This is a genomic window from Vibrio sp. 2033 (assembly GCF_033339735.1).
Map to the genome: position 1 here is coordinate 77,806 of NZ_JAWOVC010000017.1, position 26,070 is coordinate 103,875.

Here is a 26,070-nt window from a genome sequence, read left to right on the forward strand (position 1 = left end):
TTAATGACTGTTTAGTTTTTCTTTGTGCTTATTAAGTTGGCGAACCAATTTATCTACCAGCGAATCGATCGCGGCATACATATTTTCGTCATCGGCTGATGCGTGGATTTCGCCTTGATTTATGTGAAGCGTAGCTTCCGCGATTTGAGTAATTTTTTCAACTTTTAGTACAACATGCACTTGATTGATATGGTCGAAGAACCTTTCGAGCTTCTGAAACTTAGAATTTACATAGTCTTGCATTGAATCGGTAAGATCAACGTGATGGCCTTGAATATTGATTTGCATAGACTTTCCTTTTCAGTTAGTGCCTTATAATAGGCGTTTACGCTGACTTGAAGGGGCAATTCCCAAGGATTCGCGATATTTGGCTATCGTACGTCTTGCGACCTGAATCCCTTGGTCAGCCAGAAGAGCAGCAATCTTGCTATCACTCAGTGGTTTGGCAGTATTCTCTGCTGCGACCAGTTTTTTAATGAGTGCACGAATTGCTGTTGACGAACATTCTCCGCCATTGTCAGTACTAACATGGCTAGAGAAGAAGTACTTCAATTCAAAAATACCACGTGGTGTATGCATAAATTTTTGCGTTGTTACACGAGAAATCGTGGATTCATGCATGTCCACAGCCAAAGCGACATCATTGAGTACCATTGGCTTCATGGCTTCCTCACCATACTCGAAGAAATCTTGTTGATGTTCAACAATACATCTTGCAACTTTGAGTAGCGTCTCGTTTCTACTCTCTAAGCTCTTAATTAACCATTTTGCCTCTTGCAAATTGCTGCGGATGTACTGGCTATCCGCGCTATTACCTTTGCCTAATTGAGCATATTGTTGATTTACTTTTAATTTTGGCACGCTATCCGGGTTTATAGAAACGGTCCATTTGCCATTGTCTTTAAAAACGGATACGTCTGGAATTACGTACTCGGTATCATCAGGAGTGATGCGACTACCTGGACGAGGATCTAACTGTTGGATAAGCTTTAAGACTTCACGAAGATCGGCTTCTTTCAGCTTAGTCTCTTTGATGACGAGCTTGTAGTCTCGGTTGCCTAGGTGATCAATGTGATCCGCAAGTATCATTTTGGCTTCAGCAAGCCACGGTGTGTCTTCCGGGAAGGTCGTCAATTGCAGTAACAAACATTCTTGTAAGTTACGTGATGCAACGCCAAGAGGATCGAATTGTTGAATGCGTTTACGAACGGCTTCTACTTCGTCTAACTCTATCTCTTCATTATCGAAGCTCTCATGAATCTCTTCAGGCGACAAAGTTAAATAGCCGTAGTCGTCAACAGCGTCAATAATCGCTAATGCAATCGTGCGGTCGGTTTCACTGAATGGTGTTAGGTCAAGCTGCCACATGAGGTAATCATGTAATGATTCAGTGGTTTCGCCTTGGTAGACGGGCATATCATCATCAAGAGCTAAGCCAGTGCTACCAGTATTCGCGCTGTAGACGTCATCCCAAGTCGTGTCGATTTCAAGTTCAGAGCTAATTTCTGATTTCTCTATCACATCGGAGCTATCTGGAACGTCAATTTCTGTTGGTTCGCTAGCACTGTTGCTATCAGCAGCCTCGACCGCTGACTTATCTTCACCGTTTGCTAGAGGCTCGTCTTGGCCTTCTTCAACTTCCAATAATGGGTTTGAGTCCAACGCTTCTTGGATTTCTTGTTGAAGATCGAGTGTCGACAATTGCAATAAGCGAATCGCTTGCTGCAACTGTGGCGTCATGGCTAACTGCTGACCTAGCTTGAGTTGTAATGAAGGTTTCATTCAGTGTTACTTACCTTGTAATGCTCAGAATCTTACCGTTCCTAATATAATCATAGACGGAATTGTTCGCCGAGATAAACTTGTTTCACCTGTTCATTATTGAGAACTTCTGCCGGAGTTCCCGATGCAATTAGGTGCCCTTGGCTCACGATATAGGCTTTTTCACATACGTCCAGTGTTTCACGTACATTATGGTCAGTGATTAACACTCCGAGACCACGATCGCGCAGATGCTCAATGATTTTCTTGATGTCATTAACCGAAATTGGGTCAACACCAGCGAAAGGTTCATCCAATAAAATGAACTGAGGGTTGGCCGCTAAAGCTCGAGCGATTTCCACCCTGCGTCGCTCACCCCCTGATAGTGCCATACCAGCACTGGTTCTGATGTGCTGGATGTGGAATTCTTCCAACAAATCTTCCAGTTTATCTTGGCGCTCTTCCCTCGTCATTTCTTGACGAGTTTCAAGTACGGCCATGATGTTATCTTCTACTGAAAGCTTACGGAAAATCGACGCTTCTTGCGGAAGATAGCCAATGCCAAGTCGTGAACGGCTATGCATCGGCAAAATACTGATGTCATTGTCGTCAATGGTAATGGTGCCTTCATCGCGAGGTACTAAGCCGACAATCATGTAAAACGAGGTGGTTTTACCCGCACCGTTTGGACCGAGTAGCCCAACAATCTGACCAGATTCAACTTCTAAGCTAACATCAGTGACGACTTTGCGTTTTTTGTAGCTTTTCGCCAAGTTTTTCGCACTCAGTACTGCCATATTAGTTCTCTATCTGATTGGGTTGCAAAATGGTCGTAACGCGCTCTTCCTTAGAGCTATCTGCGACTAGCTTTTGTTTACCAATTTGGTAACGAATCGAAGAACCTTTGATGGTGTTGTTGTCTTGTGCCAGCTGCGCTTGACCTTTCATGGTCAGTTCGTCTGTAGAAATACGGTAATCCAACTCCGTAGCTTGACCACTAAGTGTTTTACCATCGTCCATCAGCTGAGAAAACTTCGCAGGTTTACCAAATGCTTGAATCTGTTTAATTGCTTCGGTTTTAGGATCGCGAGTTACCACGATTCTATCAGCATCGATATTGATGCTCCCTTGCTTAAGAGATACATCGCCTTCAAAAACAACCTGGTTACTCTTCATATCCACCTGTTGGGTGTCAGAGTTTATGTAAACCGGCTGTTGAGTATCCGACTTGAGTGCCAGCGCTTGAGGCGCCGCCAATACCAGTGCCAGTAGGCTAAGGTGTAACGGTTTCATATCGACCTTGAACTTCATCTGTCAGAGTCGCAGTATGCTGTTTTAAGTTGCCTTGCATTGCGCCTCCAGTAGTTTCAAATTGTGGTCCAACCAACATCACTTGTTGGTCAGCTTTAAAATCACGATTGGTTAGATTAATGACCAATTTGTCTGTTGCCATGGTATCAAAACTCGCACCAGGCAGAAGATTTTGCATTAAGACTTTGTCATATAAAGTCAAAACTTGGTCTTCATCTAACACTGCTCTTGTGGCAGTCACCTTCCATTCAATGACGCTACCTTCACGGTAAACCATCAAAGTCGGGTTATTAAAAATAGTATCTCCACTCTTAGCATAATGGTCTAAGTTAGTGGAGCGAATGATGTAACTGCGGACACCATCTTCACCGTAGGTGATGTTTTCTAATCCAGAACCACTGAACATGGGCAGTTCAGAATCTGGTGCTACTTGAATTGCGTCGTTGCCTTTAGGGGTTAGTAGGTAATAACCGCACCACGCTACAACGAAGATCAAGAGCAAATAAATAAGGCGAGTAAAACTCATATAATGAAGGCCTATCGTTTAGCTCAGTACTTCCCTGACCATTGCCTTTATTCGTCTAATAAATGATTTAAATGTTTGTGCTGATATTACATCACGCCAGCTTTTAGTAAATCGTGCATGTTCAGTGCACCCACAATTTTTTCGTCTTTACATAAAATCAGAGCGTTAATGTTTTTATTCTGCATCAAGTTCAAACCTTCAACCGCCAGCATATCAGGGTGTGCTGTGGTTGGGTTTGTCGTCATGACCTCGCCAATTGCCGTCGTATGAATATCGATACGCTTGTCTAAGGTACGACGTAAATCACCATCGGTGAATATACCAAGCATAGCATCGTGCTCATCGACGATGGCTGTCATGCCTAACCCCTTTTCTGAAATTTCAAGCAAGGCATCGCGAATTAATGCGTCAGGAGAAACTTTAGGTAACGCTTCTCCAAAGTGCATAATATCAGACAACTTAAGTAGCAGTTTTCTCCCCAGTGCACCACCTGGGTGAGACAGGGCAAAATCTTCGGCAGAAAAACCACGAGCTTGAAGCAGAGCTACGGCTAATGCATCTCCCATCACTAATGTGGCAGTCGTACTGCTAGTTGGCGCCAGGCCTAACGGACAAGCTTCTTGAGGTACCGTAATTTGCAGGTGTAAGTCAGACAGCTTGGCCATATTTGATTCTGGCTTACCTGTCATGCTGATGATCTTAATATTCAGGCGCTTTAATACTGGAAATAGAGACAGAATTTCGTTTGATTCACCAGAGTTAGAAATTGCCAGCACAATGTCACCAGGGCTGATCATACCCAAGTCGCCATGTGCGGCTTCGCCTGGATGAACGAAAAACGCCGAAGTCCCTGTGCTTGCCAGAGTGGCGGCAATCTTGTTACCAATATGGCCTGACTTGCCAATACCCATAACGACAACTTTGCCGTTGTTGGAAAGGATAAGTTCACACGCTTTTTCAAATTGATCATCAAAGTAGGTATCTAGCTCTTGCAGAGCAGCAACTTCGATATCAAGAACTTGTTTAGCAGCAGCGCGAAAATCAAATTGATTGGACATATCAGATCTCTACTTATTGATCGTGGTAATTAAGCGGTCATGTTTGCGAATAAGTACACTTGGTAACCTAAGAAGCACACAAACAAGATGGCACCTTCAATACGGTTAATACTACGTGATTTACCCAAACACATCGCGACAAGTAACAATGAAACGCCTAACATGACCCAGAAGTCACGTCCCATCGCGTACTCACTGAGCACCGATGGATTAATGATGCCAGGAATCCCCATGACCGCCAGAATGTTAAACACATTCGAACCGATAATGTTACCGACAGCCATGTCGTCTTCACCCTTTAAAACTCCCGCAAGTGATGCGGCCAGTTCAGGCAGGCTAGTGCCAATGGCGATAATAGTTAGGCCGATAACAAGGTCGCTCATACCAAAGTGTTTAGCAATGATTACCGCGTTATCAACCAGCATGCTGGCTGCCAAAGGAAGCAGTATCAAGCCAATAACCACCCACATGATTGCTTTAGGGTTACTGACGCCTTCTGGGATCTCTGACTCTTGGTCATCAAGAAAAACATCACCTGATTTTTGCTCTTTGCGGCTGATTTGCAACATAGCAAATAAAAATGCCCCAAAGAGTACAAACAATAAGACACCCTCATAAAAACCGAGATGGCTATTCCAAAGCAGAATACCAGCGAGTACGGTTACGGCTATCATGAGTGGAAGTTCTCGGCGGATGACGGCGGAGCTAATCGACAAAGGCTTGATCAGCGCTGTAATACCTAGGATTAACGCAATGTTCGCTATGTTTGAGCCTAATACGTTACCCACCGCTGTATCTGTTTTACCATCCCAAGCAGCGGTTGCAGATACCATCATCTCAGGGGCAGATGAGCCCATCGCAAGGATTGTCATGCCGATGACAAGCGGGGAAATACCGACGTTGCGGGCTATCGCTGCAGAGCCAAAAACAAGTTTATCTGCACTCCAAACAAGCAAAACAAGACCGACTATAAGCAACGCAACGGCTTCGAGCATGAGAATTCCTAAGTATTAAATAAGTAAAATGAATAACCGCTAATTTTGACCTTTTGCGGCCTAAAATGGAAGATAAACGAAGAATAAATTAAAGGTTAGTAACGAAAATGTATGTAAATCTCACTCATTTAAATGAGCAATTCTGGTCTAGGATTTAAACACTTCGTGCTAATTAGGTCATAAACCATGAGAAATTGCAGGGATATAGTCGACTTTATTTAATTGAACAGTGCTTTAAATTCAACGCCAATGTGCTTATGATTGCAGCCTAATAAATGTACCGACGTTACTTTATTAAACGTAGAATTCAACTCCGATGAGTATCTGCTTGATGATTCCGTGAGTTGCAACGCTCCTACAGTAGAAGAGATGATATGTCGAACAACGATTTAGTCACCGTGAACAACCTCACTTTTTCACGGGGAGAACGCATGATCTTTGATGATATTGATCTGCATGTTCCTGAAGGCAAAGTGACGGCCATTATGGGACCATCGGGAATTGGTAAAACAACACTGCTGCGTTTGATTGGTGGTCAGTTGTATCCCGAGCAAGGAGAGATCTGGTTTGATGGCGACAATATTCCCTCTCTCTCGCGTAAAAAACTCTACCATGCTCGAAAGAAAATGAGCATGTTGTTCCAGTCAGGGGCTTTATTCACTGATTTGAATGTTTTTGATAATGTCGCCTTTCCATTGAGAGAGCATACCGATTTATCGGAAGATTTGATTCGCACCATGGTGTTACTCAAGCTCGAAGCTGTCGGTCTGCGCGGCGCGGCGCAATTAATGCCGAGTGAGCTTTCAGGTGGTATGGCAAGACGCGCTGCTTTGGCTCGTGCAATCGCACTTGACCCTGACTTGATCATGTACGATGAGCCGTTTGTGGGGCAAGACCCAATTACTATGGGCGTTTTGGTTGAGCTAATTAGCAATCTAAACCAAGCGTTAGGTTTGACCTCTATTGTGGTTTCTCACGACGTACCTGAAGTCATGAGTATTGCTGACTGGGTATACCTGATGGCCGATGGAAAAATCATCGCCTATGGTACGCCAGAAGAGCTGACTCAAAACTCTGATCCTCGTGTCCAGCAGTTCTTACAAGGTGATGCCGACGGTCCTGTGCCGTTTCGTTTCCCTTCTCAAAGTATCGAAAAGGACTTATTTGATGGTCGATAACTTCATTCACTTTGTCGCCTCGCTGGGTCGACGCACGCTTTCTATTTGCGGAGCATTTGGTCGTGCGACTTTCATGTTGATTGGGGCGCTATTTTCTAAGCCACAACCGATCAGAAGCTTTCCTCTGCTTGTTAAGCAACTTTATTCTGTTGGTGTTCAGTCGCTAGCGATCATCGTCGTATCTGGTCTGTTCATTGGAATGGTTTTGAGTCTACAAGGCTATGTTGTGTTGGTGGATTACGGCGCAGAAGGCAGTTTGGGGCAAATGGTAGCGCTTTCGTTACTCCGTGAATTAGGACCCGTTGTTACTGCACTTTTGTTTGCTGGTCGTGCCGGTTCTGCGTTAACCGCAGAGATAGGTCTAATGAAAGCAACGGAACAACTGTCTAGCCTTGAAATGATGGCGGTAGACCCATTGAAACGAGTGATTGCACCACGGTTTTGGGCTGGGGTTATCTCAATGCCTTTACTGGCTATGATTTTCATGGCTGTGGGAATTTGGGGCGCTCAGCTTGTTGGTGTTGACTGGAAAGGCGTTGATCACGGCAGTTTTTGGTCAGCGATGCAGTCCTCTGTTGAGCTAGGACAAGACATTGGTAACAGTATGATCAAATGTTTTGCGTTTGCAATTACGGTTACTTGGGTCGCTCTATTTAACGGTTATGATGCTATTCCAACATCGGAAGGGATCAGCCGAGCAACTACGCGCACTGTTGTGCATTCTTCTTTAGCAGTACTAGGATTAGACTTTGTACTGACCGCATTGATGTTTGGGAATTAATCATGCAACAAACACGTAAAACTGAATTATGGGTTGGCAGCTTTGTATTAGCGGGAATTTGCGCGATTCTTGTGATGATTTTTCAAGTTGCTGACGTAAAAAGCATTGGCTCTGGTGATACTTATACCCTCAAAGCCGAGTTCGATAATATTGGCAGTTTAAAAGTTCGTTCGCCCGTAAAAGTGGGGGGCGTTGTGATTGGTCGAGTAAGTAGTATTTCGCTTAACCCAGACAACTTATTGCCAGTTGTAACACTATCTATCAATAGTAAATACAATCAGTTCCCAGAAACGTCGAGCGTACAAATTTTGACATCTGGCCTGATTGGTGAGCAATACATTGGTTTAGTACCTGGCTTCGTTTTTGATGATGAAGTCATGCTGGTGGATGGTGATACCATCGAAGACACCAAATCGGCGCTTGTGCTTGAAGACTTAATTGGTCAAGTACTATACAGCGTAGGTGGTTCAGACGACTCAAGTAAGGAATAACTATGTTAGCGAGATTACTACTTTCAGTTTGTGCTGTGTTTAGCGTATTTGGAGCAACAGCAGCAGAGGTGGATAAAACTGAACCTTATAAGATGATGAAGCAGGTAGCTGAAGTCACGTTCGAAAGATTGAAAGCCGAACAGCCGAAAATCAAACAAGATCCAAATTTACTTAAAGTGATCGTTGAAGAAGAGCTAATGCCTTACGTCAACTACCGCTATGCAGGGTTAAAACTTCTTGGTCCAAACTTAAAAGGTGCTAAGCGTGAAGATGTACTTGAGTTTATCGATGCATTTCGTGCTTACCTGATTGCGTCTTATGCACAAGTGTTGACGCAATACTCTGACCAAAAAATTGAGTTTGGTCCTGAGCCTAGCATTGATGACTCTAAGCGTATTACAAGCATTAAAGTTGATATCATCGATACTCCGCGTCCAAACATCAAACTTGAGTTTAAACTGCGTAAAGACAACCAGTCTGGTGAGTGGGAAGCATTCGATATGATTGCAGAGGGCATTAGTTTGCTTTCTAGTAAACAATCCGAATGGAACAGTAAAATTCGTCAAGAAGGCATTCTATCTGTTGCTAAAGACCTAGAAAAATTGGCCGCAGAACCGATCCGCTTCGAGGCGAAGAAATAATGGCCCAGACTCCCGCTCAGTGGCAATTGGATCAAAACATTCTTAAGCTAACAGGGGCACTTGATAGAGATACAGTGCCTTCATTGTGGGCGTATGCACAGCAATGGCAACCTGCTGAATCGGAGCTGGAATGCTCGCTAAAAGAGATAGAGCGAGTCGACTCTGCAGGAATGGTGATGTTAATCCACTTATTAGAGCATGCAAAAAAGCAAAACTGTCATATAATGCTCAGTTTCGTGCCGGCGCAACTGCGCACTTTGTTTCAACTGAGCAATGTTGAATCTTTAGTGGCCAAACACGTACAGAATTATCAGGGGTAAATTGTGGATAGCGCAAAAGTACAACAGTTATTAGAAGAAGCACTAAACCTTCAAGAAGTGCATGTGAAAGGTGAAGGTAGCCACTATGAAGTGGTTGCTGTTGATGCTTGTTTCGATGGAATGAGCCGCGTTAAGAAGCAGCAGCTAATTTATGCTCCTCTGATGGAATACATCCAGCGTAACGACATTCACGCATTATCAATCAAAGCGTTCACACCAGAAGAGTGGGCTCGTGATAAGAAATTGATGTCGCTTTAAGGTTTATTGATGGAAAAGTTTCGAGTTATTGGGTCAGATAAACCACTAGTTGGTGAAGTGACCATTTCAGGTGCAAAAAACGCAGCACTGCCGATTTTATTTGCGTCTATCTTGGCGGAAGAGCCAGTAGAAGTGGCAAACGTACCACACCTTCGTGATATCGATACAACCATGGAATTGCTTAAGCGTTTAGGCGCGAAAGTAAGCCGCAATGGCTCTGTTCATGTTGACCCAAGCAGTATTACAGAATACTGCGCGCCTTATGATTTGGTGAAAACCATGCGTGCTTCTATTTGGGCTTTAGGTCCTTTGGTGGCGCGCTTTGGTCAAGGTCAGGTTTCTTTACCAGGCGGTTGTGCTATTGGCGCTCGTCCTGTGGATCTGCATATTTCTGGTTTAGAGCAGCTTGGCGCAACCATTACATTAGAAGATGGTTATGTGAAAGCAGAAGCGGATGGTCGGCTAAAAGGCGCACACATCGTGATGGATAAAGTCAGCGTAGGCGCGACGATCACCATCATGTGTGCCGCAACGCTGGCGGAAGGCACAACAACACTAGATAACGCTGCGCGTGAGCCTGAAATCGTCGATACCGCTGATTTCCTAAATAAGCTTGGCGCAAAAATCTCTGGCGCTGGCACAGATACCATTACGATTGAAGGTGTTGAGCGCCTAGGCGGTTGTAAACACAACGTGGTTGCTGACCGTATTGAGACGGGAACATTCCTTGTCGCAGCAGCAGTATCTGGCGGTAAAGTGGTATGTCGCAACACTAATGCTCATTTGCTTGAAGCGGTTCTCGCCAAGTTGGAAGAAGCTGGCGCGCTTGTCGAAACGGGTGAAGATTGGATCTCCGTTGATATGACCGACCGCGAGCTAAAAGCGGTAAGTGTACGTACTGCGCCACATCCTGGTTTCCCGACGGATATGCAAGCTCAATTTACGCTACTGAACATGATGGCGAAAGGTGGAGGCGTGATCACAGAGACTATCTTTGAAAACCGCTTTATGCACGTACCAGAACTCATGCGTATGGGCGCTAAAGCTGAGATCGAAGGCAATACGGTTATCTGTGGTGATGTTGAGTCACTCAGCGGTGCGCAAGTGATGGCAACCGATCTACGAGCTTCGGCTAGTTTGGTTATTGCAGGTTGCATTGCTAAAGGCGAAACCGTCGTTGATCGTATTTACCATATCGACCGTGGTTACGACAAAATCGAAAATAAACTGGCTGCACTTGGCGCAAATATTGAGCGAGTGAGCTAGGCAAGTTAAACTGCTCCGCAGGTAACTTGGATATCAAGAGAGCCGAAACCTGAGTTTCGGCTTTTTTATATCACTCTCATGACCATATTTTCCCTTTATGGAAAGAGAGATATTAATAGCTGTATCTGGCAAAAGCCGGTTCCTGGAGAACAAGAATGATTGCACTGTTACGTGTATTTGCTGTCGCTATCTTTGCGATTGTTATGTTTATTGGTGGTTGTGGTTACTGCCTATTAAGCCCTAGAAACCCTAAGCACGTTTTCACTTTTGGCCGTTTGTTTGCCAAGATGTCTCGTGTGTTTGGGATTAAGTTAGAGTTGCGTATCCCTGAAGATGCGTATTCACGCGGCCAACATGTTTACATTGCTAACCACCAGAACAACTGGGACATGTTTACTGTTTCTGCGGCTGTGACTCCGAAAGTTGTGACAGTAGGTAAAAAGAGCTTGGCTTGGATGCCACTGTTTGGTCAGCTTTACTGGCTTACGGGTAACATTCTGATTGACCGAGCGAATCGCTCTAAAGCAAAAGGTACTATCGATCAGGTCGTGAGCAGCATGAAAGAAAGTGATGTTTCGGTGTGGATGTTCCCTGAAGGCACGCGTTCTCGTGGGCGTGGTTTGCTGCCATTCAAAACAGGTGCTTTTCATGCGGCAATTGGTGCAGGTGTGCCAATCATTCCTATCGTATGTAGCTCGACGAATAAAATTAAGCTGAACCGTTGGAACAATGGTCATGTGATTGTTGAAATGCTACCTCCAATCAGCACTGAAGGCTATGGTAAAGAGGGCATTCGCGAGTTAGCGAATATCTGTCGTGAACAGATGAAAGAGAAGCTTGAATCGTTAGATGAAGAAGTCAAACAGCGTAATGCTGCTTAAGTTTTACTGCGATATCATCACGAAAAGACAATAAAAAACGGGTAGCCTGAGCTACCCGTTTTTTATGTTTGTCAGCAAGTACAATTATTTGCGAACTGCAATTGCTTCAATCTCGATGCCAACATCTTTTGGTAGGCGAGCCACTTCTACACAAGAGCGTGCAGGGTAGTTTGCTACGCCGTGCTCATCAAAGAACTTGCCGTAAACTTCGTTCACTGTGCCAAAGTCATTTAGGTCTTTAACAAAAACCGTTAGCTTTACAATATCAGATACTTTAAGACCTGAAGATTCAACTACAGCCTTTACGTTTTCTAGAGACTGACGAGCTTGTTCTGCGATATCAGCAGACACTTCACCTGTCGCTGGGTTTACTGGGATTTGGCCTGAAGTAAGAACCATGTTACCTAGATCTACGCCTTGAACGTAAGGACCGATTGCTGCTGGTGCAGACTCAGTGTGAAGTACTTTCGTCATTTGATTTTTTCCATCAGTTGTAGGGAATAAAGATTCTCAGTTTGCCTCTAAACCCTCGGTAGGTAAAGAGCAAAATACCCTGACATTGCAGGGTATTTTAAACGTATCACAGCCTAGTCGTGCGGCGTGTTTATCGCTCGGTTACGATCTCGCGTGAGAACACTTTCTCGCAGTATTTACACTTTAGGCGGATTTCTTGTTTCTTCTCGAACACGCTAAAGCTGCTTTCTACTGGTTCATTATGAGAAATACAGTTTGAATTCGGGCATTCAAATACATCATTGATGCGCTCAGGAAGCTCTAACGCGAGCTTTTTCACCACTTCATAATTCTCGATTTGATTCACGGTCGCGTGAGGAGCATACAACGCTAGCTTGCTCGCTTGCTCTTCATTGATAAACACATTTTCGATTTTGAGTAGATCTTTATGACCGAGTGCTGATGATGGCAAGTTCAGTCCAATCGTTACGCGTTGTGATGAATTGTGCATATCGAACAGTCTTAATACTTTGATGCCGATTTGCGCAGGGATGTGGTCGATGACCGTACCATTTTTGATTGCTTCTACCTGCAATTGAGTTTCTTTAGCCATGATTTTTCCCCTCGATTACAGTGTTTCGTTTAGAACAAGCGCCAGCAGTGCTTGGCGAGCATACACGCCATTTTGAGCTTGCTGGAAGAAGTAAGCATGAGGCGTTTTATCAACATCAGTTGTAATTTCATCCACACGTGGTAGTGGGTGCAGCACTTTCAAGTTCTCACGCGCGCCTTCTAGTAGTGCCGCCGTTAGGATGTAAGCCGACTTAATATGTGCGTATTCCGATTCGTCAAAACGTTCTTTCTGTACGCGTGTCATGTACAGAATATCCAGTTCAGGAATCACACTTTCCATGTCTGTGTGTAGGCTATATTGAATGCCAGCTTCATCTAGTTCTTCGCAGATGTAATCTGGCATTGCCAGCGCATCTGGTGCAACAAAGAAGAAGCGGATGTTGTTAAACTTTGCTAAGGCTTGAGTCAGTGAGTGCACTGTGCGGCCATATTTTAGATCACCTACGAATGCGACGTTCAGGTTGTCTAGACGCCCTTGTGTTTCCGCGATGGTGTATAGGTCGAGTAGCGTTTGAGTTGGGTGTTGGTTTGCACCGTCGCCCGCGTTGATCACTGGCACGCCATTTGAAAATTCAGAGGCCAAGCGAGCGGCGCCTTCTTGTGGATGACGCATCACAAAGGCATCGACGTAAGAAGAGATGACTTGTACTGAATCTGCGAGTGTTTCGCCTTTTTTCGCCAGAGAGGTATTACCATCATTATCAAAGCCAATCACGTCACCACCAATGCGCTGAATCGCTGTTTCAAACGATAAACGTGTACGTGTTGATGGTTCAAAGAAACAACTTGCAACGACTTTGTTTTTAATCAGTTCTGGTCGAGGTGCTTTTTTAAGGCTACCTGCTGTTTCTACGATAAGTTCCAGTTCTTCGCGTGAAAGCTCTGGAATAGAGATGATGTGCTTCTGGTAAAGCGAGTTCGCCATGATCTTCTTCCCTATAACATTGATGACTACATCCAAATAACCGAAAGGAATTTTGGACATAAAAAAACCTCCCCAATGGGGAGGTTTTAAAATTCAATAGAATTAACGAAAATAACACCACGTAAGCGTAGTCGCTTAGCGAGAGCAAATCGCGTTTTTACGTCAGCAATCAGCGTGGTCATTTCTTAATCCTCAGACAAATTGCCGAGCATTATACGCTTAACTTTCGTGAGCGCAAGCGATTACATCATGGTTTTTATCGGCTGTTTTTGCGCGCTGGTTTAGCTTCCTAGCGTCGCAACCATCACGGCTTTGATGGTATGCATACGGTTTTCAGCTTCGTCGAATACGATGGAGTATTCCGATTCAAATACCTCTTCTGTTACTTCAAGGCCTTTCATACCGTATTTTTCAGCGACTTCTTTGCCGACGGTGGTTTCATCATTGTGGAAAGCTGGAAGGCAGTGCATGAATTTCACATGTGGATTACCCGTTTGTTTAATCACGTCCATATTGATTTGATAAGGTGTCATTAACGCTACACGCTCATCCCATGCCTCGGCAGACTCACCCATAGATACCCAAACGTCGGTGTATAGGAAGTCACAACCTTTCACACCTTCCTCAACGCTTTCTGTTAACGTGATTTTTGCACCTGTTTGTTGCGCGATAGTTTGACAAGTTGCCACGAGATCTTCTTCAGGCCAGAACGCTTTTGGCGCGACAAGGCGAATATCCATGCCCATTTTCGCTGCGCCCACCATAAGTGAGTTACCCATGTTGTTGCGCGCATCACCTAGGTAAGCGAAGGTTACTTCATGTAGCTGTTTACCACGGCCGTGCTCTTGCATAGTCAGGAAGTCAGCAAGGATCTGGGTCGGGTGGAACTCATCCGTTAAACCATTCCAAACTGGAACACCAGCATAAGTACCAAGCTCTTCAACAATGGATTGGCCAAAGCCTCGGTATTCAATCCCGTCGTACATACGACCAAGGACGCGAGCGGTGTCTTTCATCGATTCCTTATGACCGATCTGCGAGCCAGAAGGGCCGATGTAAGAGACTTGAGCACCTTGGTCAAAGGCAGCGACTTCAAACGCACATCGGGTACGAGTCGAAGATTTCTCAAAGATTAGTGCGATGTTTTTACCTTGAAGTTTCTTCTGCTCTGTTCCTGCATATTTAGCTTTTTTCAGCTCTGCAGACAGTTCGAGCAAAAACTGGATTTCTTTGGTTGAGAAGTCCAATAGCTTCAAAAAGTTGCGGTTACGTAAATTGAAAGCCATAGCTCGTCCCTTAGTACATGTGATTAGATTAATAGAATTCATTAAAACATATAAATGCTTTTATTGTGAATAATTATTTTTAAATAAAGCTAAAAAAGGTTGATGTATTCACATCAACCTTAGTTTTGATTCACCTAATGTAAAGAGACGAGTAAGTTATATATCGTCTCGTTCTATTGGACAGCTCATACAGCGAGCGCCACCGCGACCACGACCAAGCTCGTTACCAGGTACTGTCAGTACTTTGATGCCAGCTTTATCGTATTTTTCGTTGGTGTATACGTTGCGTTCGTAACCAATTACTACGCCCGGTTTTACAGTTAGAACGTTATTGGCGTCATTCCATTGTTCGCGTTCCGCTTCATAGCTGTCGCCACCAGTGGTGATGATTTTCAGCTGATCTAAGCCAAGAGCGGACTCAATCGCGTGCAGATAGTTATGTGAGGCTTCAACATGCATTTCACCGTTGCCTTTTGGTGTTAAGCGCCATGTGTCGAGATCTTTGCGCATGATCTCAGGGTAGACAGAGAAAGTATCTACATCCATATGGGTCATCACGGTGTCTAAATGCATACATGAGCGGTGTTTAGGCAGATCAATTGCAATCACTTCGGTCGCTTGGCCTGCTTTAAATAGGCTCGCTGCAAGGTTCTCTACACCTTGCGCAGTCGTACGCTCAGACATACCGATAAGAACTGCACCTTTACCAATAACCAACACATCACCGCCTTCGACATTCGCGTTATCATAATGCAGATCATCGTCACCGAAGTATTTGATAAAATCTTGGCCAGCAAAAATTGGGTGCCAACGATAAATCGCACGTAGGTGGTTTGTTTCACGTTGACGTGCAGGCATCATCATCGGATTAAGAGAAACGCCGCCATAAACCCAACACGAGGTATCACGCGTAAATAGGTGGTTAGGTAGCGGCTCAATAACAAAGTCGAGAGGACGCTTCATTTTTGGAAGCATAGAAGATGAGGAGATCGGTAGCTCTGAGTAAGCTAAGCCACCTAAAAAGATGCAGGCAAGATGTTCATCATCCATTTCTGAAAAGTATTGGCGTAGGTCTCGCGCAAATGTTGGCCCGTAGCGAAAGTCAGAAATCTGAGTGTTCAGCAGCCATTGTTTTGCTTCTGGAACGGCGAGGGTTTCGACCAGTAAATCGTGGAGGAGAAGCACTTCAACGTCTTGCTCGCGCAGCGTACGTGCGAATGCATCGTGCTCTTCACCTGCCGCTTCTACAGCAAGAACGTCATCAAATAGCAACTCATGACAGTTTGACGGAGTTAAGTGGGTTAGGGCGCGTTCAGGGCGATTTAATAGAACTCGTCGAAGTTGACCAACTTCTGATCCAACGTACAGCTTGCTCATTTTGTATCCTTACAAATTTTCCAGCCATTAGTTATGACAAGCTTCCTAGAAAGATGCAAGTTATCAAGCTTTGTTTATATTCTGGTGTTTCTGGTTTTGTGAGTTTTTTATTTTTATTTTTATTCTTATGAAATTTATTATTAGATATAAATGCTATTTTACTAAAATTAGAGTGCGTGCGTTTTTATTCTAATTTTCCCGTTGAGAAAGAATACACGCACAGTGCATAAAACGTGCATTTTTATTCTAAATTATGCATTATTAAAGTGAATTTATTCGTTATGCTTCTTCGTTTTACACGTGAGTGTATTCAAGAAAGCATCATAAACACGCATAGAAAGAGAAAATAACCACATTAAGTGTCAATTAGGATGTTCTGAATATTAAAAAATGCCATTCTTTGTTAATTTTTTGTTTCTTTGTGTGGTCGGTTTAATATTTAGATTCAAATAACCGATAAGAATCGCAGTGGTATGATGTTTGTTTGTGGCTTTTCATCGCAATCCATGCCATATTTCACCGGATCAGCATACTCAGTATCGGGTATTGTGTTTCCATCAAGTAACTAATCTGGAGCCAAAACATGTCTCACGAAGATGAATATCTATCAGTAGAAGAATTAATTGAGATTCAAAAGGAAGAGACTCGCGATATCATTGCAGCATTGCTAGAAGATGGCAGCGATCCAGATTCGCTATACGAAATTGAGCACCACCTGTTTGCCGAAGATTTTGACACGCTAGAAAAAGCGGTAGTTGAAGCATTCAAGATGGGCTTTGAAGTTCTTGAAGCAGAAGAAACTGAAGATGAAGATGGTAACAAGTTGCTTTGCTGTGATGCGACTATGGAGTCCGCACTAGACGCAGAAGCGATTGATGCGCAAGTTGAAAAATTGATTCACTTGGCAGAAAAATACGACATCATCTATGACGGTTGGGGTACGTACTACGAAGGCGAAGATGCGCTTTACCCTGAAGAAGATGAAGACGACGAGTAATCAAAGCTCACTACTTTTGGAAAAACCAGCGTTTAACGCTGGTTTTTTTATTCCTTGAAAAACTGACGAATGTGGAGGCGATAAATAATTCACATTGAGTTTATAGGGGATTTCTCCCTATAATGCGTGAAAATTGATCTAGCTCAAGGTGTATATGCAACTCTCACTCGCCGGTTTATGGCAAGTCTCTCCACTGACGGACCTTTCTATCCCACAGGATGACATTACTTTCCCTGCTCCTTTGAGTCAGGTATTGCCAGCTGAACTGACAGAAGAAGCAATTCGTCAGCAAGAGTGGCACCTGATGCATGACATTGAAGTGGATGAATCCATGATGGCATTCCCAGCGGTAGAAATGGTGTTGGGTGGTGTGGATTACCATGCAGAAGTGCGTTTGAACGGAGTAGCATTGTTTGACTGTGACGGTTCTCAAAATGTCTACAAGAAAGACATTCGCCCGTTCATGCAGATGGGGCGCAACCGTTTTGAGATCCTATTCCTTGAGGAAGAAGAAGATCTTCTGTTGGATGAGGATAAACCGGAGTTGTGTTCACTTGCAGATCATGAATACCAAAAGAGTGACGAGCGCTTAGGGGTATGGCAAGAGCCGTATCTGCAGTTTATTCGCAATGTGCGTTTAGACCGCGTGGCTACTGAACAGATTTGGCACCACGGTGGTGGTTGTGAGTTTAAGGTGGATTTGTACTACCAAACTTTTGCGCCGGGTTTAGTATCGGCATCGGTTAAGTTCAATGGCATGACTTACCATATTCCTATTGATGTCCGAGCGGAGCATGCGAGCGCTTTATTCCAGATCGAAGCGCCAAAGTATGCCGATCTTACTGATCCTGATCCAAGTGATCTCTACCAGTTGTCTGTTGAGTTGGATGGGCAGCACCAAAACTTCACTGTTGCCTTGAGCCAGGAGCTTTGTGTTACCCATGTTGTGCTTTAACGTCTAATAATATTATCTATTACAGCATCTTAAGCATTACGACTTCACATGCATCATGCCCTGTTTGTCCAAGCGGGGCATCGAGATGCTCAAAGCCTAGCTTTTCATACAAGCTTACCGCTTCTCTCAGACATTCAGTTGTCTCTAAATAGCACTGCTGATACCCAAATTGTTTCGCCAATTGTAAGCTCAATGCGACGATGCGTTTGGCTAAACCGTGTCCTCGTGTTTGAGGTAAGAAGTACATCTTTTGTAGTTCACACACATTTGGCTCGCCCGCTAAAGGGGCAAAGCCACCGCCACCAACGATCTCTCCGCGATGTTCAATGACCCAATAGGCGGCCCCGCATTGATTGTAAACCGAATACATATCATCAAGCGTTGGATCGGCCACACCATAACCTTTGTCTGCGGTTAAGCCGTATTCTGCAGAGACTTTACGAATCACATCTGCGACTTGCGGGTTGTCTGCTTTAGTAAGAGGTCGAAGAACGTATTCCTCAGACTGACACACTTTTGTTAGCCCTTTTAGGTAAGTCTCTAGACCAAGTTTGAGTTGCTCTTGCTCGCTGTCATCGAGTTGGGTAAGCAGTTGTTCAAAGAAGTGGTTTTGCTGTTGGTCCAGTTGTGATAACGCCTGTTGGCCTTGCTCTGTAATCGCTACGAGTTGACTACGTTTGTCTTTTGGGTTTTCGATGCTCTCGACCAAACCTAATTTAATCAAACCAGTAACGGTTCGGCTCGCGTTGGACTTGTCGACATTAAGCTGCTGTGCCAGCTGATTGATGGTCAATGGCTGCAATTGGATTTCACCCAATGCGTGCGCTTGCACTGGAGTGAGAGCGACATCGCTGCATTGTTTATCAAGCATACCAAGCAATCGGACGGCTTGACGGGAGTAGTGTCGAAGTTGACGAGCGTTCATTATCACTTACCTCTAAAAATAAGGTTGCGCACCGCAATTAAATTAATTGCGGTGCGCAACCTTGTCAATGGTAAATGTCATTTTTCTCGTTAGGAGACGTAGTGAGCCTCCATGTTTAAGCGTGGTGATGTAAACAAAACTGCGGTGCTGGAGCTTTTTCTGATGATTTACGCATCCATACTTTCTCGTGGAAGTAGTAAGCCACCGTGTTCAAACTCGGCTCTAGCATCGCCATTACGCCGCCGACGAATGCATCACCTGTTAGTAAGTAAACCACGGTAAAAGCGACGCTGAAGTGCACGGTCGCAAAGCTTGCGGTTTTTAATTTGGTCATCCACTGACGAGCTTTAAGTGCTGGGACTTTTGCCCATGCCTTTTCATGAAAGTAGAAGGCTACGGTGTTCACTGAAGGCTCAATCATGGCAATTAAACTACCAATTAGAATGTCGCCTGTGAGTACGTAAGCGACACTAAATGCGATAGTAAAATGCAGTGCTGCGAAAGTTAGTGTCTTTTTCATGATAATTACTCAATCGTGTTTGTTTCGATGAGTTCATTATCGATAATAATTCTCATTAATGATAATGGGTAATGAGTATTGTTGTGATAGGGGGAAGCTATTGATGATGGTTTTGGTGAAATGTATACAAAAAAGGTTGGCCATGATGACCAACCTTTTGAACCAAAAGTGAGAAGTGTTAATTCTTCTCTTTCACTGAGGCTTAAAGCGCAGCGATCGTTGTCTTCTGCTCTTCTAGCTTAGCTAGCGTTTCTTTGTAGCCTTCAAGCTTCTCACGCTCTTTAGCAACAACTGCTTCAGGTGCTTTCGCTACGAAGCCTTCGTTACCTAGTTTGCCTTCGATACGCTTGATTTCGCCGTGAGTTTTCTTGATTTCGCCATCTAGACGAGCAAGCTCTGCATCTTTGTCGATCAAACCCGCCATTGGGATCATCAGCTCAGACTTGCCAACCAGTGCCGTTGCACACGCTGGAGTTTGTTCGCCAGCTTCAAGCACGCGTACTGCTTCTAGCTTCGCTAGTGACATCAGTACTTGCTTGCTTGCTTCTAGACGAGAGGCATCTTCTGCATTTGCTGCTTTCAGCATAACGTCAAGCGGCTTACCAGGGTTGATGTCGTATTCAGCACGTAGGTTACGGATGCTGGTAATGAACGCCTTCACCCATTCGATATCATCTAGCGCTTCTTGGTTGAAGTTTGCTTCGTCGAATTGAGGCAGTACTTGAAGCATGATTGTCTCACCTTCTACACCTTCAACTAGTGGCTTGATGCTTTGCCAGATAGTTTCAGTGATGTAAGGAATCACAGGGTGAGCTAGACGTAGCGTCTTCTCAAGTACCGTGATTAGTGTACGGCGAGTACCACGCTGTTGCGCTTCAGTACCTTTCCATAGAACGGGTTTAGTTAGCTCTAGGTACCAGTCACAGAATTGGTTCCAGATGAATTCGTAAAGTGTGTTCGCAGCCATATCTAGACGGAAGTTGTCGATATGGTTGTTGAACGCTTTCGCTGCTAGTTCAAACTGAGACTCGATCCATTTGTCTGCTAGTGAGTATTCAATCTCACCACCGTTGAAGCCACAATCTTGCTCTTCTGTGTTCATCATTACGTAACGGCTTGCGTTCCATAGTTTGTTACAGAAGTTACGGTAACCTTCAAGACGCTTCATATCCCAGTTGATATCGCGACCTGTTGATGCCATTGCTGCAAGAGTGAAACGCAGTGCGTCTGTACCGTATGCTTCGATACCGTTTTCAAACGTCTTACGAGTGTTCTTCTCGATCTTCTTCGCTAGTTGAGGCTGCATCATGTTGCCACAACGCTTCTCTACGAGAGACTCTAGGTCGATACCATCGATCATGTCGATTGGGTCAAGTACGTTACCTTTCGACTTGGACATCTTGTCGCCGTTTTCGTCACGGATTAGACCAGTAACGTAAACCGTCTTAAATGGTACTTGTGGTTTGCCGTTTTCGTCTTTCACGAAGTGCATGGTCATCATGATCATGCGCGCAACCCAGAAGAAGATGATGTCGAAACCAGTTACTAGTACGTCTGAAGGGTGGAATACTTTCAGATCGTCAGTTTGCTCTGGCCAACCTTGAGTACCGAACGTCCATAGTGCAGAAGAGAACCACGTATCCAGTACGTCTTCGTCTTGGTGAAGTTCAATGACTGACTCTAGGTTGTTGTTCTTGCGAACTTCTTCTTCAGTGCGACCTACGTAAACATTACCTTGGTTGTCGTACCAAGCTGGGATGCGGTGACCCCACCATAGCTGACGAGAGATACACCAGTCTTGAACGTCACGCATCCAAGAGAAGTACATGTTTTCGTATTGCTTAGGAACGAATTGGATGTCGCCGTTTTCTACTGCTTCAACTGCGGTTTTCGCTAGAGGCGCAGTACGTACGTACCATTGGTCAGTTAGCATTGGTTCGATAACAACGCCACCACGGTCGCCGTAAGGAACTTGTAGATCGTGATCTTTCACTTCTTCAAGTAGACCTAGCTCGTCGAATTCAGCAACGATAGCTTTACGAGCGGCAAAACGCTCCATACCGTGGTATTTAGCTGGTAGCTCAGTGCTGTAAGCGTCGCTTGCTTCGCCGTTAGTGTTGAATACTTCTGCTGAGTCGCGGATGTTCGCGTCGAAAGTCAGAATGTTGATCATTGGTAGCTGGTGGCGCTTACCTACTTCGTAGTCGTTGAAGTCGTGCGCAGGTGTGATTTTCACACAGCCAGTACCTTTTTCCATATCTGCGTGCTCATCGCCCACGATTGGGATGCGACGATCAACGATAGGAAGGATGATTTCTTTACCGATAAGATCTTTGTAACGTGGATCTTCTGGGTTAACTGCAACACCCGTATCGCCTAGCACGGTCTCTGGACGAGTCGTTGCAACAACGATGTAGTCTTTGCCATCCGCTGTTTTAGCGCCATCTGCTAGTGGGTAGCGGAAGTGCCACATGTGGCCTTTAGTGTCTTTGTTCTCTACTTCTAGATCTGAAATCGCTGTGTGTAGCTTTGGATCCCAGTTAACTAGACGCTTACCGCGGTAGATTAGATCGTCTTCGTATAGACGTACGAAGACTTCTTGAACGGCGTTAGATAGACCATCGTCCATCGTAAAGCGTTCACGATCCCAGTCTACAGATGCGCCAAGACGACGAAGCTGCTTAGTGATAGTGCCGCCAGATTCGCCTTTCCATTCCCAGATTTTGTCGATGAAAGCTTCACGACCGTAATCGTGTTTTGTTTTGCCTTCTTCTGCAGCGATCTTACGCTCAACAACCATCTGAGTTGCGATACCAGCGTGGTCAGTACCTACTTGCCAAAGGGTGTTTTTACCCTTCATACGTTCACAACGGATAAGCGTATCCATGATCGTATCTTGGAACGCGTGGCCCATGTGTAGGCTACCAGTGACGTTCGGTGGCGGGATCATGATGCTGTATGATTCTTTAGTAGTGTCACCGTGTGGCTTAAAGTAGCCTTTCTCTTCCCAAGTCTGATACAGAGCTTGTTCGATTGAAGTTGGGTTGTATGTCTTTTCCATAGCGCTCTTTTAATGGATACGTTGATGGTTGAATCTTAGTCAATCTTTATAAGTGAGGGATCTTAACAAGATCGCCTTAACTATAAGGATTGACCGTTAAGGATATTGAATTTCGATCGTTTGCAGCTGGTAACCTGCTTGACGGTAAATTTTATATCTTTCTCTTGCGAGTTGTTTAGCTTTTTCTTCGCAGGGCACGAAGTCTACCACTTGAGCAAACTTGTTCGCAAAGGTTGTCTCATTTTCCGCCAAATTAATTACCAGCTGACGGTTCCAATTAGGTTTTACACCTTCATGGCCGATTTCAATATTGGTGGCGTATTTCGGTCCCTCGCCTACGAGGTTATGTGCCATGAACTTGTCTGCATCAACTTGCCAAAAGGCTTCAGCGAGCTGCTCGGCGTGTGGTTTGTCTTGGCAGTTTAAATACACTTTAGCGCCTTGGCGAGCAAAGTGCTGAGCCAAAAACACGATGTATTCTTCAAAGCCAGCCACCGTTGCTTGCGGGCTCTCTTCGTTAATGATGTAGAAGGTTGCAGTTTGCATCATTCTCTCACTTGCCTTGGGTCTCTTCCTAAGACCATCTTAAGTCCCACTTTCATTTTAGAAAATTAGGATAATAAAAAAGGGCCTTGCGGCCCTTTTAGATTCTGTTCAGAAATTACTCTTCTGTCTCTTGGCCGCTGCGGTTCAAAAGGAATTGGACAAGCATTGAGACAGGACGGCCCGTTGAGCCTTTCGCTGCGCCTGATTTCCACGCGGTACCTGCGATATCGACGTGTGCCCAGTTGTACTTCTTCGCGAACTTAGATAAGAAGCAACCCGCAGTAATTGTGCCACCAGGGCGACCACCAATGTTTGCCATATCCGCAAACGGGCTCTTCAACTGTTCGTGGTACTCGTCTGCCATTGGTAGACGCCATGCACGGTCACTCGCTTGCTCAGAAGCGTTTACTAGCTCATGAGAAAGAGGGTTGTGGTTAGAGATTACGCCGCTGATATGGTGGCCTAGTGCGATAACACAAGCACCAGTTAGCGTTGCAACGTCAACCACGCAGTCTGGTTCGAAACGCTCTACGTAAGTCAGTGCGTCACAAAGAACAAGACGGCCTTCAGCATCCGTGTTCAGAACTTCTACAGTTTGACCAGACATGGTCGTTAGGATGTCACCTGGACGGTAAGCGTTGCTGCCAGGCATGTTTTCACAGCCCGCTAGAACACCAATAACGTTGATTGGTAGGTTTAGCTTCGCTAGCGCTTTCATTGTACCGAATACCGATGCCGCACCACACATGTCGTACTTCATCTCATCCATACCTTCGCCCGGCTTTAGAGAGATACCGCCTGAGTCGAAGGTTAGACCTTTACCTACGAGCACAATCGGTTTTGCATCTGAGTCAGGGTTACCTTTGTACTCGATGATAGACATCATAGATTCGTTTTTAGAACCACGGCCTACTGCTAGGTAAGAGGTCATACCCAGTTTTTCCATCTCTTGCTCACCAATGATTTTGGTGGTTACGGTTTCGTAATCGTCCGCTAGACGACGAGCTTGAGAAGCAAGGTAAGCTGGATTAGCTACGTTTGGCGGCATGTTGCCAAGGTCTTTTGAGGCTTTGACACCTGATGCGATAGCAAGACCATGAGTGATTGCTTTTTCACCCAAGTTCAATTCACGACGCGTTGGTACGTTGAAAACAAGCTTGCGCAGTGGGCGGCGAGTCTCAGGTTTCACGCTCTTGAATTGATTAAATGTGTATAGACCATCTTTAGTCGCTTCTACAGCCTGGCGCACTTTCCAGTATGTATCACGACCCTTAACATGCAGTTCAGTTAGGAAACATACCGCTTCCATTGAGCCTGTCTCGTTAAGTGTGCTGATCGTCTTTTGAATGATTTCCTTGTACTGGCGCTCGCCAAGTTCACGCTCTTTGCCGCAACCGACAAGTAAAACGCGCTCTGACAAAACACCTGGTACTTGATGCAGTAGCAGCATCTGACCAGGTTTACCCTCTAGATCACCACGGCGAAGTAGTGAACTGATGTAACCGTCACTGATTTTATCAAGTTGTTCGGCTACTGGAGAAAGGCGACGTGGTTCAAACACACCAACAACGATACATGCGCTACGTTGTTTCTCTGGACTGCCACTTTTTACACTGAACTCCATGCGTACTCCTACATCCTGAAGACAAATTGCTCTAAATGTTAGATAATGATCGCTTACTTGTTGAATTTTAGCTCCAAGCTTACATGCAGAGCTGATTAAGCGACTAACATCTAGTTTATAATTTTTAAAAAAATAAATGGTTCAACGGGAAACTATAGTGATTCGACCAAAAAAACAAGTTTTGTATAGGTAATTTCAGCGTGATTATTGTTAGATATTTGATCCGCGAAACACTCAAGAGCCAATTTGCGATTTTTTTCGTGCTTTTTTTGGTGTTTGTAAGCCAGAAATTCATAAGTGTTCTTGCTGATGCTTCTGATGGGGATATTCCTGCTGGATTGATTTTCTCTATTGTTGGTTTGAACATGCCAGCAATGGGTCTGTTAATGCTGCCTTTAAGTCTGTATATCGGCATATTGATCACATTTGGTCGTCTGTATGCAGAGAGCGAAATTGTCGTAATGAACGCGACAGGTATTGGTAATAAATTCTTGGTTCAAGCGGCCTTATACCTAGCGTTGATTACTTCAGCGGTGGCGGCTTTCAATGCGTTGTGGCTATCGCCGTGGTCTCAAGACCGCGTTGAGCAGCTTTATGAGCAGGTAGCGTCAGAAAACAGCGTTGACCTACTTAAAAAAGGTCAGTTCCAAGGTACACCAGACGGTTCATCGGTTGTGTTCATCGATGACATTAAAGACAATACCTTGAGCAACGTTTTTGTTGCGCAGATGCGCCCTCGAGATTCAGTGTTACCGAGTGTGATGTTCTCATCTTCTGGTGAAGTAAAAGAGCTTTCGGACGGCCGTCAGGTCATCACCATGAAAGAAGGTACGCGTTATGAAGGTGTGCCTACTCGCGTTGAATATATGATCACGAAATTCGATGAATACGAAGGTGTTATCGGCCAACGTGAGGTCAAAAAGAAAGGGCGAGACTGGGAAGCATACCCAACGGTTGACTTGATAGGTCACCCAGATCCAGAGGCGCAAGCGGAGCTACAATGGCGAATTTCGTTATTTGTGTGTATTCCACTCTTAACAATGCTCGTTATTCCTTTGTCTGCGGTGAATCCGCGTCAGGGACGGTTTGCCAAAATGGGGCCTGCGATTCTGATCTATCTAGCGTATTTCTTGGCGATCAGTGCAACCAAATCTGCATTAGAAGATGGTGACATCCCGGCTGCTATTGGTATGTGGCCAATCAATGCGATGTTGCTGATTGTTGCTATCATGGCGAATATGATGGACAGCGTTGCTGCTAGACGAATAAAAGACAAATTCCGCAAGAAGAGGCTCGCGTAA

At 44.8% G+C, this 26,070-nt stretch carries 29 protein-coding genes; 11 read left to right on the forward strand and 18 right to left on the reverse strand.

What is annotated here, in order from left to right:
- The 7 genes from hpf to R7P74_RS19170 all read right to left on the reverse strand — a co-directional run bounded on the left by hpf (position 1) and on the right by R7P74_RS19170 (position 5,651).
- Entirely contained in the window at positions 1–288 is a 288-nt protein-coding gene (gene hpf, locus R7P74_RS19140) for a ribosome hibernation promoting factor (protein WP_005381114.1), read from the reverse strand.
- A 24-nt stretch (positions 289–312) separates the two neighbouring features.
- The gene (locus R7P74_RS19145) at positions 313–1,782 is read right to left on the reverse strand and encodes an RNA polymerase factor sigma-54 (RefSeq protein WP_005381112.1); all 1,470 of its coding nucleotides are present in this window, start codon (positions 1,780–1,782) and stop codon (positions 313–315) included.
- Between the two features lie 50 nt (positions 1,783–1,832).
- The gene (lptB, locus tag R7P74_RS19150; RefSeq protein WP_005381111.1) at positions 1,833–2,558 is read right to left on the reverse strand and encodes an LPS export ABC transporter ATP-binding protein; all 726 of its coding nucleotides are present in this window, start codon (positions 2,556–2,558) and stop codon (positions 1,833–1,835) included.
- A gap of 1 nt (position 2,559) precedes the next feature.
- Positions 2,560–3,054, reverse strand: coding sequence for a lipopolysaccharide transport periplasmic protein LptA (gene lptA, locus R7P74_RS19155; protein ID WP_005381109.1), 495 nt, complete (start codon positions 3,052–3,054; stop codon positions 2,560–2,562).
- The gene (gene lptC, locus R7P74_RS19160) at positions 3,035–3,598 is read right to left on the reverse strand and encodes an LPS export ABC transporter periplasmic protein LptC (protein WP_005381106.1); all 564 of its coding nucleotides are present in this window, start codon (positions 3,596–3,598) and stop codon (positions 3,035–3,037) included. Before lptC ends, lptA begins: the two co-directional genes overlap by 20 nt.
- Positions 3,599–3,684: 86 nt before the next feature.
- Positions 3,685–4,656 carry an arabinose-5-phosphate isomerase KdsD gene (gene kdsD / locus R7P74_RS19165; RefSeq protein ID WP_005381104.1) on the reverse strand — a complete coding sequence of 324 codons (972 nt, stop codon included), beginning with the start codon at positions 4,654–4,656 and terminating at the stop codon, positions 3,685–3,687.
- A gap of 29 nt (positions 4,657–4,685) precedes the next feature.
- The gene (locus R7P74_RS19170) at positions 4,686–5,651 is read right to left on the reverse strand and encodes a calcium/sodium antiporter (RefSeq protein WP_005381102.1); all 966 of its coding nucleotides are present in this window, start codon (positions 5,649–5,651) and stop codon (positions 4,686–4,688) included.
- A 374-nt stretch (positions 5,652–6,025) separates the two neighbouring features.
- Here R7P74_RS19170 and mlaF point away from each other — a divergent pair, with 374 nt between their 5' ends.
- From mlaF to R7P74_RS19210, 8 genes are all read left to right on the forward strand, one after another.
- Positions 6,026–6,829 carry a phospholipid ABC transporter ATP-binding protein MlaF gene (gene mlaF, locus R7P74_RS19175; protein ID WP_005388422.1) on the forward strand — a complete coding sequence of 268 codons (804 nt, stop codon included), beginning with the start codon at positions 6,026–6,028 and terminating at the stop codon, positions 6,827–6,829.
- On the forward strand, positions 6,819–7,610 hold the full coding sequence (mlaE, locus tag R7P74_RS19180) for a lipid asymmetry maintenance ABC transporter permease subunit MlaE (RefSeq protein WP_005381100.1): 792 nt from the start codon (positions 6,819–6,821) through the stop codon (positions 7,608–7,610). Before mlaF ends, mlaE begins: the two co-directional genes overlap by 11 nt.
- Positions 7,611–7,612: 2 nt before the next feature.
- On the forward strand, positions 7,613–8,101 hold the full coding sequence (mlaD, locus tag R7P74_RS19185) for an outer membrane lipid asymmetry maintenance protein MlaD (RefSeq protein ID WP_005381099.1): 489 nt from the start codon (positions 7,613–7,615) through the stop codon (positions 8,099–8,101).
- A 2-nt stretch (positions 8,102–8,103) separates the two neighbouring features.
- Positions 8,104–8,742, forward strand: a complete 639-nt coding sequence (gene mlaC, locus R7P74_RS19190; protein WP_005381098.1) for a phospholipid-binding protein MlaC — start codon at positions 8,104–8,106, stop codon at positions 8,740–8,742.
- Positions 8,742–9,062, forward strand: coding sequence for an STAS domain-containing protein (locus R7P74_RS19195; RefSeq protein WP_258662937.1), 321 nt, complete (start codon positions 8,742–8,744; stop codon positions 9,060–9,062). Before mlaC ends, R7P74_RS19195 begins: the two co-directional genes overlap by 1 nt.
- 3 nt (positions 9,063–9,065) lie before the next feature.
- Positions 9,066–9,320, forward strand: a complete 255-nt coding sequence (gene ibaG, locus R7P74_RS19200) for a BolA family iron metabolism protein IbaG (protein WP_005381092.1) — start codon at positions 9,066–9,068, stop codon at positions 9,318–9,320.
- Between the two features lie 9 nt (positions 9,321–9,329).
- Positions 9,330–10,586: a UDP-N-acetylglucosamine 1-carboxyvinyltransferase gene (gene murA / locus R7P74_RS19205; RefSeq protein WP_213912446.1), complete on the forward strand. Its 1,257-nt coding sequence runs from the start codon at positions 9,330–9,332 to the stop codon at positions 10,584–10,586.
- A gap of 155 nt (positions 10,587–10,741) precedes the next feature.
- Positions 10,742–11,467 carry a 1-acylglycerol-3-phosphate O-acyltransferase gene (locus tag R7P74_RS19210; RefSeq protein ID WP_005381088.1) on the forward strand — a complete coding sequence of 242 codons (726 nt, stop codon included), beginning with the start codon at positions 10,742–10,744 and terminating at the stop codon, positions 11,465–11,467.
- Positions 11,468–11,551: 84 nt separating this feature from the next.
- Here the strand turns inward: R7P74_RS19210 and R7P74_RS19215 are convergent, their stop codons facing one another.
- The 6 genes from R7P74_RS19215 to arcA all read right to left on the reverse strand — a co-directional run bounded on the left by R7P74_RS19215 (position 11,552) and on the right by arcA (position 16,141).
- A complete protein-coding gene (locus tag R7P74_RS19215) occupies positions 11,552–11,941 on the reverse strand; it encodes a RidA family protein (protein WP_005381087.1) in 390 nt (129 codons plus the stop codon).
- A 130-nt stretch (positions 11,942–12,071) separates the two neighbouring features.
- The gene (gene pyrI / locus R7P74_RS19220; protein ID WP_005381086.1) at positions 12,072–12,533 is read right to left on the reverse strand and encodes an aspartate carbamoyltransferase regulatory subunit; all 462 of its coding nucleotides are present in this window, start codon (positions 12,531–12,533) and stop codon (positions 12,072–12,074) included.
- Between the two features lie 15 nt (positions 12,534–12,548).
- Complete coding sequence (pyrB, locus tag R7P74_RS19225; RefSeq protein ID WP_005381085.1) at positions 12,549–13,478, reverse strand: aspartate carbamoyltransferase; 930 nt, start codon at positions 13,476–13,478, stop codon at positions 12,549–12,551.
- A gap of 86 nt (positions 13,479–13,564) precedes the next feature.
- On the reverse strand, positions 13,565–13,660 hold the full coding sequence (locus tag R7P74_RS19230; protein ID WP_005381084.1) for a hypothetical protein: 96 nt from the start codon (positions 13,658–13,660) through the stop codon (positions 13,565–13,567).
- Positions 13,661–13,759: 99 nt separating this feature from the next.
- Entirely contained in the window at positions 13,760–14,764 is a 1,005-nt protein-coding gene (locus tag R7P74_RS19235; protein ID WP_042523477.1) for an ornithine carbamoyltransferase, read from the reverse strand.
- Positions 14,765–14,920: 156 nt separating this feature from the next.
- The gene (gene arcA / locus R7P74_RS19240; protein WP_005381082.1) at positions 14,921–16,141 is read right to left on the reverse strand and encodes an arginine deiminase; all 1,221 of its coding nucleotides are present in this window, start codon (positions 16,139–16,141) and stop codon (positions 14,921–14,923) included.
- 583 nt (positions 16,142–16,724) lie between these two features.
- Here arcA and rraB point away from each other — a divergent pair.
- Both rraB and R7P74_RS19250 read left to right on the forward strand, forming a co-directional pair.
- On the forward strand, positions 16,725–17,138 hold the full coding sequence (gene rraB / locus R7P74_RS19245) for a ribonuclease E inhibitor RraB (protein WP_005381081.1): 414 nt from the start codon (positions 16,725–16,727) through the stop codon (positions 17,136–17,138).
- Between the two features lie 154 nt (positions 17,139–17,292).
- Entirely contained in the window at positions 17,293–18,093 is an 801-nt protein-coding gene (locus R7P74_RS19250) for a glycosyl hydrolase 2 galactose-binding domain-containing protein (RefSeq protein ID WP_104975633.1), read from the forward strand.
- A 19-nt stretch (positions 18,094–18,112) separates the two neighbouring features.
- Here R7P74_RS19250 and R7P74_RS19255 read toward each other — a convergent pair whose 3' ends face one another.
- From R7P74_RS19255 to pepA, 5 genes are all read right to left on the reverse strand, one after another.
- Complete coding sequence (locus R7P74_RS19255; RefSeq protein ID WP_213908214.1) at positions 18,113–19,018, reverse strand: bifunctional helix-turn-helix transcriptional regulator/GNAT family N-acetyltransferase; 906 nt, start codon at positions 19,016–19,018, stop codon at positions 18,113–18,115.
- Positions 19,019–19,133: 115 nt separating this feature from the next.
- Entirely contained in the window at positions 19,134–19,538 is a 405-nt protein-coding gene (locus tag R7P74_RS19260; RefSeq protein WP_005381078.1) for a DUF2061 domain-containing protein, read from the reverse strand.
- 202 nt (positions 19,539–19,740) lie between these two features.
- The gene (locus R7P74_RS19265) at positions 19,741–22,599 is read right to left on the reverse strand and encodes a valine--tRNA ligase (protein ID WP_285400316.1); all 2,859 of its coding nucleotides are present in this window, start codon (positions 22,597–22,599) and stop codon (positions 19,741–19,743) included.
- Between the two features lie 96 nt (positions 22,600–22,695).
- Positions 22,696–23,145: a DNA polymerase III subunit chi gene (locus R7P74_RS19270; protein ID WP_031777270.1), complete on the reverse strand. Its 450-nt coding sequence runs from the start codon at positions 23,143–23,145 to the stop codon at positions 22,696–22,698.
- Positions 23,146–23,260: 115 nt separating this feature from the next.
- Positions 23,261–24,769 carry a leucyl aminopeptidase gene (gene pepA / locus R7P74_RS19275; protein ID WP_005381073.1) on the reverse strand — a complete coding sequence of 503 codons (1,509 nt, stop codon included), beginning with the start codon at positions 24,767–24,769 and terminating at the stop codon, positions 23,261–23,263.
- Positions 24,770–24,969: 200 nt separating this feature from the next.
- Here pepA and lptF point away from each other — a divergent pair, with 200 nt between their 5' ends.
- Entirely contained in the window at positions 24,970–26,070 is a 1,101-nt protein-coding gene (gene lptF / locus R7P74_RS19280) for an LPS export ABC transporter permease LptF (protein ID WP_053306816.1), read from the forward strand.